The organism is Kitasatospora sp. NPDC057936 (genome assembly GCF_042887525.1).
Taxonomy (GTDB): Bacteria; Actinomycetota; Actinomycetes; order Streptomycetales; family Streptomycetaceae; genus Kitasatospora.
On the sequence record NZ_JBHVPD010000175.1, the window covers coordinates 1 to 9,500 of the forward strand.

Below are 9,500 nucleotides of genomic sequence, written 5' to 3' on the forward strand. Positions count from 1 at the left end.
TTGAGTTCTCAAGGAACGGACGCTTCCTTCGAGCCGCCTTCCAGCGGGCCCTCCGGGCGCTTCGTTCTTTCGTGTTTCCAGCTTACCAGATGTTTTCCGCTCCGTTTTCCCGGAGTTTCTTTCATCCGATTCCCACTGGGGGGATTTCCTGCAACTTCGCTCCGAAGCTTATCAAAGCTTTCGTACTGCGCAGTTCGCGGGATTTGCTTCGTCGGAGGGCGCGCATTTCGTGAAACGCGCTCGCCTCGATTCGGCGGTGTCGTAGACACTAACGCCCGGGCCCGACCGTTGTCCAGTCAGTCCCAACCGTTCAAACCTACTAGCCCACCGGGGCCACGTCAATGGTCCGGCCGGGATGCGAGAAGAGTAGCAGGTCAGAGGCCTGGTGATCACATCCGCCTCACGCGGCGACCGGCTGAAGGTCCGCCCGGTCGGCCGCGTCCAGGTCTCCGGTCTCGCCGTCCGCCGCGGCCTTCTTCCCGAGCACCAGGGCATAGAGCAGGAAGGCGGTCTCCGCGACGACGCCGATCGAAATGCGCGCCCAGGTGGGCAGGCCCGACGGGGTCACGAAGGCTTCGAGGATGCCGGAGACCGCGAGCACCGTCGCCATGCCGATGGCCATGCCGATGATGGAACGGCCCTGTTCCGCGAGCGCCGTCGTCCGGGTGCGCGGACCCGGGTCGATCACCGTCCAGCCGAGGCGCATGCCGAGCCCGCCGGCGACGAAGACGGCGGTCAGCTCCAGCAGGCCGTGCGGGATGAGCAGGCCGAGGAAGACGTCGAGTCGGCCCGCCGAGGCCATCAGGCCGATGCCCGCGCCGAGGTTGAGGACGTTCGACCACATCACGAAGATCACGGGGATGCCCAGCGCGATCCCGAACAACAGGCACTTGACGGCGACCATGGCGTTGTTCGTCCAGACCTGGGCCGCGAACGAGCTCGCGGGGCGGTCCGAGTAGTACGCCTCGTACTCGCCGCCGGGGCGGGTCATCTGGCGCAGCATCTCGGGCGAGGCGAGGCTGTTGCGGACCTCGGGGTGGTTGGCGACCCACCAGGCGATCACCGCGGTGGCGACCAGCGAGACGACCGCGATCGGCAGCCACCACCGGCGGGACCGGTACAGGGCCGCCGGGAAGCTCACCGTGTAGTACCGCGCCACGTCCCGCCAACCGCTGCTGCGGGTGCCGGTGACGGCGGCCCGCCCGCGGGAGACCAGCGCGGTCAGCCGGCTCACCAGTGTCGGGTCGGGCGCGGCGGCCTGCACCTTGGCCAGGTGGCCGGTGGCCCGCTGGTACAGGGTGACCAGTTCGTCCGCCTCTTCCCCGCTGAGCCGGCGCTTGCGGGCGAGGGCGTCCAGCCGGTTCCACTCCCCCTGGTGGGTGGCGACGAAGACGTCCAGGTCCATGCGGCGGCTCCATGGTCGACGCGAGGCGCGGGGCGCACGGGGCGGCCGCACACACGCGGGGCGGTCGGGCAGGTCGGGCGGGCGAAGACGTACGGACACGTGCGGGCCCAGCATGCCAGGACGGACCGACGCCGTGGCCCCCGGGATCTCACTTCCCGTCCGAGCGCCGGGCGCCGTATGTTGGCGACTGCGGATCGGACGGCAGCAGGTGGGTCGCGGGGGCCGGTCCGGGATGTCCCGCGCCACGGCGTCCATCCGCCTCCGCGACCTCGACGAGCGTGAACGGACGGGTGTCTTGAGCGACCTGGTGACCGGCGAGGCGGTCGTCCTCGACCTGCGCGCGGCGAAGCTTCCGAGCCGGGCGCTGGCCGTCGCGCTCGACCTGGCCGTGGAGTTCGCCGGCCTGCTGATCACCTCGCTGGTCCTCAGCGTCGCCCTCTCGGGCCTCGACGGCGCCGCGCTGACCGCCATCCTGCTCGGGCTGATGGTGTTCTTCCTGGTCGGCGTGCCGGTGATGGTCGAGACGTTCAGCCACGGCCGTTCACTCGGCAAGGCCGCGCTCGGTCTGCGGGTGGTCCGCGGCGACGGCGGTCCGGTGCGGTTCCGGCACGCGCTGGTGCGCGGCCTGACCGGCTTCTTCGAGCTGATCACGCTGAGCGGCGCGCCCGCCGTGATCTGCTCGGTGGTGAACTCGGAGGGCAAGCGGCTGGGCGACATCTTCGCCGGGACGCTGGTGGTCCGCGAGCGCGCCCCGGGCGGCGGCGGGACGGCGGTCGCCCTGCCACCGGTGCACCCGCAGCTGCTGCAGTCGATGGGGCACGAGCTCCGCGCGATGGACCTGTCGGCCGTCCCCGAGCCGCTGTGGCTCGCGATCCGCCAACTACTGGGACGGATAGGCCAGTTGGACCAGGCCGTGGCGCACCAGTTGTCCGCCAGGCTGGCCGCCGACCTCGCGGCCAGGACGTCCCACGACGTGCCGCCGGGAGTGCACCCGGCCGCCTACCTCGGCGCCGTGCTCACCGAACGTCAGCGTCGGGAGTGGACGCGCGCCGAGGGCTACCGGCCGACGGCAGCCCCACAGGCCCCGCCGACCTCCCAAGGCCCTCAGACCCCGCAGCCGTCGATGCCCGCGGCGGCCCCCGCAGGCCCCGCCCCGCTGACCGCACCACCGGCACCGCCAGCGCCGCCGGCACCGGCCGCCACCCCCCAGCCCAACGACATGGGCTTCGCCCCACCCGCCTGACCCGCGGCCTACCCCCCGAACTCCACCGGCCAGGCGTTCGGCGGCGACTCCAGCTCCTCCAGCTCGATCCCGTCCGCCGACAGCACCACGTCCCCGGCGAGGTGCACCACCTGCTGCTCCCCGGTCTCCAGGTCCGCCACCTGGTACCGCTCGACGAGCAGCGGACCGGAATCCGTGTCGTGCGTGTCGGTCCCCTCCAGCAACCAGCCCTGGTCGAAGGTGCGCGGCGCCAGCACCGGCTCGGTGAACGCCACCAGCCGCACCCGGGCGCTCGCCCCCTCCCGCAGCCGCAGCAGGCGGGCGGTCGCGACCAGGAAGGCCGGCGAGCGCCCGGTGAACCCGTGGGCCCGGTCGTGCCCCTCCACCGCGTGCTCGCCGCCCGGGTCGGCCGCGTCCGTACGCACCCAGGCCACCCCGTCCACCGCCCCGCCGCGGACCTGCCACCCGCCCGCCCGCAGTTCCATCCGCAGCGGCCGGGCGCGCGAGTCCAGCGTGAGGTCGACGGTGCCGGTCACCCGGCCGTCCGGGGCGTAGGTCTTGGAGACGTACCGCCAGCCGGCCGGCCCGGGAGCGCAGCTGAACCGCTCCTCGCCGAGCAGCACGTGGTCATGGGTGTCGTGGAGCGAGTACCGGCCGTTGGGCATGCCCGAAGCCTACGTGGACGCCTCCGACCGGTCGGCATGCAACCTTCCGGAGCAGTGCCCGCATTAGGGAGGCGGACGGCGCGGGAGAGACGCCGCCGACACGACGAAGGGGGGTGCGGATGGCGAAGCAGACACACGACGCGGAGTTCACGGAGTACGTGGCTTCCAGGAGCGGCTGGCTGCGGAAGGTCGCCTATCTGCTGTGCGGGGACTGGCACCGGGCCGACGACCTGGTGCAGGAGACCATCACCAAGCTGTACGTGAACTGGTCGCGGGCCAAGCAGGTGGAGAACCTGGACGGCTACGCCCGGCGGGTGCTGGTCAACGTGTTCCTCGGCGAGCAGCGCACCTCGTGGTGGCGCCGCACGGTCCGCCGGGAGACCACGCCCGATGCCGTCGCCGACAGCATCGACCTGGACGCCTCGCTGGACCTCCGCCAGGCCCTGGCGGCACTGCCGCCGCGCCAGCGCGCCACGGTCGTCCTGCGCTACTACTGCGACCTGACCGTCGACCAGGCCGCAGAGGCCCTGGGCTGCTCCCCCGGCAACGTGAAGAGCCAGAGCTCACGCGGCCTGGACGCCCTCAGGACCAGGCTCGTCGCCCGCCCCGCCGTCGCAGAGAGGACGCCATGACCATCAACGATCACGACGAGCTGGCCGCCCACCTGACGGCCCTGGCCGACGCGCCGGCCCCACCAGCGGCCTTCGACGTCGCGACGTCCATCTCCCGGGGACGGGCCCGCCTGCGCCGCCGGCGCCAGGCGGCGGTCGGCGCGCTGGCCGCCATGACAGCGGCCACGGTCACGGCCGCCCTCCTGCTGGCGCCCGGAGGGGGTTTGCACGCGACCCAACTGCTGCCCGCCGGCACTCCCCGGGAATCCGCGGCCCCCACCCCCGGCGAGCCGGTCGGCAGCCCCACCAATCCGCTGATCATCAGCGGCAGGTTCGGCTGGCTCCCCGACTGGCTGGACCCGGCTCGCGACGTCGGGTACCTGGCGGACGGATCGACGGTCGTCACCAAGGCCGGCCAGGGCGGCCCGTCGGGGCGGCGGCTGGACCTCCTCGTCCATCCGGCCGGTGCCGAGCCCCGGTTGACCGAGACATCGCAGTCGAAGCCGGAGAAGGACCCGGCGCCCCCCGTCAACGGCCGGACCGCGTACTGGATCACCGATCCGACCCATCCGACGTTCGACAGCGGTCGGCGCATCCTGTGCTGGCAGACCGCTTCCGGCCGTTGGGCGCAGCTGGTGTCGAACCGCCCGCGCGGCGGCGAGGTGCCCGACGACGTGCTGCTCCGGATCGCGGCCGACGTCCAGACCGGCGAGTGGCCCGCCGCGCTGCCGTTCTGGCTGTCGGGACTGCCGGAGGGCCTCCGGCCGAGCCAGGCCGATCTGAGCCGTCCTGCGGCCGGGCAGCCGTGGAGTGCGGGAGCCGCCTTCTCCGTCGGCGAGATGACCATCGCCTTCATCGTGGCCCCCGCGGGCAAGCTGGAGTTCGGGAAGTCCGAAACGGTCTGCCGGGAGGAGCAGGGTCTGCAGATCTGCGCGACGACCGAAGGTGGCAGCAAGCCGCTGCTCGACAAGTTCGGTGGCCTGGAGGGCCTGACCCGGATGGTGCACCCCACCGGTGTCGACCCGTCGACCTGGACGACCGACGTCATCCGCTGACGGACGTCCGAACGCGCCGGTGGCCGGCACCCACGGGGGGGTGCCGGCCACCGGCGTACGACTGTCACCGCATCAGTAGCGGTACTGCTCCGCCTTGTACGGGCCCTCGACCGGGACGCCGATGTAGTCGGCCTGCTCCTGGGTCAGGGTCGTGAGCTTCACGCCCAGCGCGTCCAGGTGCAGACGCGCGACCTTCTCGTCCAGGTGCTTCGGCAGCACGTACACGCCGATCGGGTACTGCTCGGTCTTCGTGAACAGCTCGATCTGCGCGATCGTCTGGTTCGCGAAGGAGTTGGACATCACGAACGACGGGTGACCGGTCGCGTTGCCCAGGTTCAGCAGACGGCCCTCGGACAGCACGATGATCGTCCGGCCGTCGGCCTTGCGCCACTCGTGGACCTGCGGCTTGACCTCGGTCTTCACGACGCCGTCGAGCTTGGCCAGACCGGCCATGTCGATCTCGTTGTCGAAGTGGCCGATGTTGCCCACGATCGCCTGGTGCTTCATCCGGGCCATGTGGGAGGCCATGATGATGTCCTTGTTGCCCGTGGTCGTGATGAAGATGTCGGCGGTCTCGACGACGTCATCCAGCGTGGCGACCTGGTAGCCGTCCATCGCCGCCTGCAGCGCGCAGATCGGGTCGATCTCCGTGACGATGACACGGGCGCCCTGGCCGCGCAGCGACTCCGCGCAGCCCTTGCCGACGTCGCCGTAGCCGCAGACGACGGCGACCTTGCCGCCGATCAGGACGTCGGTGGCGCGGTTGATGCCGTCGATGAGCGAGTGGCGGCAGCCGTACTTGTTGTCGAACTTCGACTTCGTCACCGAGTCGTTGACGTTGATCGCCGGGAACAGCAGCTGGCCGTCACGGTGCATCTCGTACAGCCGGTGCACACCGGTGGTGGTCTCCTCGGTCACGCCCTTGATGGTGGCGGCGACCTCGGTCCACTTGTTCGGGGTGTCCTTCAGGGTGCGGTTCAGCAGCTCCAGGATGATCCGGAACTCGTCGTTGTCCGCGGTGGACGGGTCCGGAGCGGCACCGGCCTTCTCGAACTCGACGCCCTTGTGGATCAGGAGGGTGGCGTCACCGCCGTCGTCCAGGATCATGTTCGGGGTCTTGCCGTCCGGCCAGGTCAGCGCCTGCTCGGTGCACCACCAGTACTCCTCCAGCGTCTCGCCCTTCCAGGCGAAGACCGGGACGCCCTGCGGGTTCTCCGGGGTGCCCTCCGGGCCGACCGCGATGGCCGCGGCCGCGTGGTCCTGGGTGGAGAAGATGTTGCACGAGCACCAGCGGACCTCGGCGCCCAGCGCGGTCAGGGTCTCGATCAGCACCGCGGTCTGCACGGTCATGTGCAGCGAGCCGGTGATGCGGGCGCCGGCCAGCGGCTGCGACGCCGCGTACTCGGCGCGGATCGACATGAGGCCGGGCATCTCGTGCTCGGCGAGCTGGATCTCCTTGCGGCCGAACGGCGCCAGGGAAAGGTCGGCGACCTTGAAGTCACCGGTGATGTCGGTCGACATGCGTCTGCTCCTCGCTGATGGGGTGGGGCAAGGCCAAGGTCCTGGGTGTGCGTCGCAGCGCGGCGGTGCCGTACGAGGGTGCACGGCCACGCCGGGGCGGCCGGGCCCGCTGTACCGGACCGGCTCCCTGTGCGCAGCACAAACCGTCGGAGGACCTCTCTCCCTCGACCGGGGCACACCCTACGGGTGCGGACCGCCGATCGACCGCCATCAGCAGCGACGTTCTGGCTCTGGTGACGAATCTACACCGGTGACCCACCGGCCGTTCCCGGTTACGGATTTTCGGGGCCCGGCCCGCCGGGCGTGGCCGCCGGGTCGGCTCCGGCCGCGGCCTTGGCCGCGCTGTACACGTCCGGCTCCAGGTAGATCGCCCGGGCGATCGGGACGGCCGCGCGCACCCGCTCCTCGGCGGCGTCGATGGCGGCCGCGACCCGGGCGGCGCTGTCCTCCGCGTTGACCGCGATCTTGGCGGCGACCAGCAGTTCCTCGGGGCCGAGGTGGAGCGTGCGCATGTGGATCACGCCGGTGACCGCGTCCCCGTCGACCAGGGCCGCGCGGATGCGGGCCACCGACTCGCGGTCGGCGGACTCGCCGAGCAGCAGCGACTTGGTCTCCAGAGCGAGCACCACGGCGATCAGCACCAGGAGGACGCCGATGCACAGGGTGCCGACGCCGTCCCAGACGCCGTCGCCGGTGATCACGGTGAGCGACACGCCGAGCAGCGCGAGCACCAGGCCGATCAGCGCGCCGGTGTCCTCCAGCAGCACCACGGGCAGTTCCGGCGCCTTCGCGGTGCGGATGAACTGCACCCAGCCCTGGCCGCCCTTGGCCTTCGCCGACTCGCGCATCGCGGTGAGGAAGGACCAGCCCTCCATCGCGATCGCGAACACCAGCACGCCGACGGCCCAGCCCCAGGAGTCCAGCGCCTCCGGGTGGCGCACCTTGTGCCAGCCCTCGTAGACCGCGAAGAGGCCACCGACGCTGAACAGCACGATGGCCACCAGGAAGCCGTAGACGTAGCGCTCGCGGCCGTACCCGAACGGGTGCTCCTCGTCGGCCGCCCGGCGCGCCCGCTTGCCGCCGATCAGCAGCAGCACCTGGTTGCCGGAGTCGGCCACCGAGTGGACGCCCTCGGCCAGCATCGACGACGACCCGGTGAAGCCGAAGGCGGTGAACTTGGCCACCGCGATCGCCAGGTTCGCCGACAGCGCCGCGATCAGCGCTTTCGTCCCACCCTCTGCACTCATGCGCTCACCGTAGCGTGCGCCTCTCCCGCGCCTGCTCCCTACGACTGCGCGGCGGCGAGTCCCAGGTAGACGGCGGCGAAGTCGGTCAGCGCGACGAGGTCGGCGAGCGCGTGCAGCGGCTCGGGCCGGGCGCTGGCGTACTCGGTGAGCCGGACGTCGTGGGCGGCGGCGAGGCGGTGCGCCCGGGAGACGCCGAAGGCGCGCGGGCCCTCGTCGTCCTCCGGCACCTCGGCCGGGCCCTCGTCCTCGTCCAGCGGGCCACCGGGCGTGCCCGGGACGTGCCGCAGCAGCAGGACCTGGAGGTGCAGCGGGTCCGGCTCGTCGACGCGGTCGCGGAAGAAGTCGTCCGGGTCGGCGCCCGCGCCCAGCTGGCCGGTGAACATGCCCCGGTGCGCGGTGAGCACCTGCGGCAGCAGTCCGGGCAGCGCCGGGCGGCCGGCCCGGTCGGCCAGCTGCGCGGCGAAGCGGGTGACGACGGCCCCGGCGACGGCCCCCTCCGCCCACAGCAGCGGGACGGTCCCGGCCAGCCTGGCGGCCAGGCCCTTGGCCGGGTTGGTGTAGGCGGCGGCGTCTGGGCGGCAGCGGACGGCCGACGCGTCGAGGAGGTCGGCGGTGGCCGGGAGCGCGTCGTACGGCAGCTGGGTGACGCCGATCTTCTGGGCGAGCGCGAGCATCGGGGTCAGGTGGGCCCACAGCGCACCCGGGTCCTCGGCGGGCAGGTCCGGCTCGGCGGCGCGCTCGGCCGGCGGCTCGTCCTCGGGCCGCGCGGACGGCACGTACGGGAGCGGAAGGGCCCGCACCTGGAGCGCCGCCGCGGCGAGCGGGCTGCCCTCGGGCGCGGTGACGACGATCGCGCAGCCGCGCGCGTAGGCCTGCTCGGCGAGGCCGATCAGGCCCTGCTCGTCACCGTCGGCGGAGCTGATCACCAGCAGGTCGAGCGGTCCGGCCCAGCCGGGCAGCTGCCAGCCGAGCCCGGCGGTGAAGACGGGCGGGGCGCCAGCCCGGTCGGCGCGGGGGGCGGTGGCGTCGGCGGGCGGCAGCGGGGTGACGAGGCTGCCGGTGCCGGCCAGCGCGGCGAGGATCTCGCCCGCGGTCAGGGCGCTGCCGTGCCCGGCGACGAGGACGGCGCGCGGGCGGCCGTCGGGCCGCAGCCGGTCGAGGCCGGCCGCGTCGGCGAGCCGCAGCGCGGTGCGCACCCGCGCGCCGGAGCCGGCCAGCGCGAGCAGGGCGCGGTCGCGGTCGGCGCGCTGGAGGGCGGCCGGGTCGTCGAGCAGGGTGTCGTCGAGCATGCGGCGGTCCTCCGGCTGCGGTCGGCTGCGGTCCTGGGGGCGCTGGGCTGGCGGTGCGCTGGACTGGCGGGGCGCTGAGCTGGCGGTGCGGGGCTTCGCCCCCAAGGATCAGGCCGGGCGGCGGGCCTCGTCCACCAGGAGGACCGGAATGCCGTCGCGGACCGGGTACGCGAGGCCGCAGTCCGTACCGGTGCAGACCAGCTCGGGCTGCTCCTCGGTGCCGGCCTCGGCGAGCGCGGCCCGGCACTGCGGGCAGACCAGGATCTCCAGCAGGAAGGATTCGAGCTTCAAGGGGCTCTCCAAGAGTCGGGAGGTGGCGCGGCGGGGGGGGGGGCGCGGGGGAGCCCCCCCCCCCCCCCGCGCCGCGCCCCCACCCCCGCCAAGGTCTCCGTCCGCACCCCCGCCCGCTCGCGGACGTGGCGGATCGCCTTCGGTTTCGGCGCCCCGGTCGGCTTCAGCGGTGCGACGGCCGCGGCGTTCGACGC

9 protein-coding genes are annotated in these 9,500 nt (G+C 72.8%); 3 read left to right on the forward strand and 6 right to left on the reverse strand.

What is annotated here, in order from left to right:
- Positions 1 to 400: 400 nt before the first annotated feature.
- Positions 401 to 1,405, reverse strand: coding sequence for a stage II sporulation protein M (locus ACFVU9_RS44765; RefSeq protein WP_380441998.1), 1,005 nt, complete (start codon positions 1,403 to 1,405; stop codon positions 401 to 403).
- 295 nt (positions 1,406 to 1,700) lie between these two features.
- On the opposite strand from ACFVU9_RS44765, the gene ACFVU9_RS44770 reads away from it, so the two are divergent.
- Positions 1,701 to 2,648: an RDD family protein gene (locus ACFVU9_RS44770; RefSeq protein WP_387603742.1), complete on the forward strand. Its 948-nt coding sequence runs from the start codon at positions 1,701 to 1,703 to the stop codon at positions 2,646 to 2,648.
- A gap of 8 nt (positions 2,649 to 2,656) precedes the next feature.
- Here the strand turns inward: ACFVU9_RS44770 and ACFVU9_RS44775 are convergent, their stop codons facing one another.
- The gene (locus tag ACFVU9_RS44775) at positions 2,657 to 3,292 is read right to left on the reverse strand and encodes a hypothetical protein (protein WP_380497278.1); all 636 of its coding nucleotides are present in this window, start codon (positions 3,290 to 3,292) and stop codon (positions 2,657 to 2,659) included.
- Between the two features lie 119 nt (positions 3,293 to 3,411).
- On the opposite strand from ACFVU9_RS44775, the gene ACFVU9_RS44780 reads away from it, so the two are divergent.
- Both ACFVU9_RS44780 and ACFVU9_RS44785 read left to right on the forward strand, forming a co-directional pair.
- A complete protein-coding gene (locus ACFVU9_RS44780; protein ID WP_380497277.1) occupies positions 3,412 to 3,924 on the forward strand; it encodes a SigE family RNA polymerase sigma factor in 513 nt (170 codons plus the stop codon).
- Positions 3,921 to 4,958 (forward strand): hypothetical protein, encoded by a 1,038-nt coding sequence (locus ACFVU9_RS44785; RefSeq protein WP_380442006.1) that lies wholly within the window; start codon positions 3,921 to 3,923, stop codon positions 4,956 to 4,958. Before ACFVU9_RS44780 ends, ACFVU9_RS44785 begins: the two co-directional genes overlap by 4 nt.
- Before the next feature lie 72 nt (positions 4,959 to 5,030).
- Here the strand turns inward: ACFVU9_RS44785 and ahcY are convergent, their stop codons facing one another.
- The 4 genes from ahcY to ACFVU9_RS44805 form a co-directional block, all read right to left on the reverse strand.
- On the reverse strand, positions 5,031 to 6,479 hold the full coding sequence (gene ahcY, locus ACFVU9_RS44790; RefSeq protein WP_380442009.1) for an adenosylhomocysteinase: 1,449 nt from the start codon (positions 6,477 to 6,479) through the stop codon (positions 5,031 to 5,033).
- Positions 6,480 to 6,751: 272 nt separating this feature from the next.
- Entirely contained in the window at positions 6,752 to 7,726 is a 975-nt protein-coding gene (locus ACFVU9_RS44795) for a cation diffusion facilitator family transporter (protein ID WP_380442012.1), read from the reverse strand.
- Positions 7,727 to 7,764: 38 nt separating this feature from the next.
- Positions 7,765 to 9,015 carry an SIS domain-containing protein gene (locus tag ACFVU9_RS44800; protein ID WP_380442015.1) on the reverse strand — a complete coding sequence of 417 codons (1,251 nt, stop codon included), beginning with the start codon at positions 9,013 to 9,015 and terminating at the stop codon, positions 7,765 to 7,767.
- A gap of 108 nt (positions 9,016 to 9,123) precedes the next feature.
- A complete protein-coding gene (locus tag ACFVU9_RS44805; RefSeq protein ID WP_329928842.1) occupies positions 9,124 to 9,306 on the reverse strand; it encodes a Trm112 family protein in 183 nt (60 codons plus the stop codon).
- Positions 9,307 to 9,500: the final 194 nt, after the last annotated feature.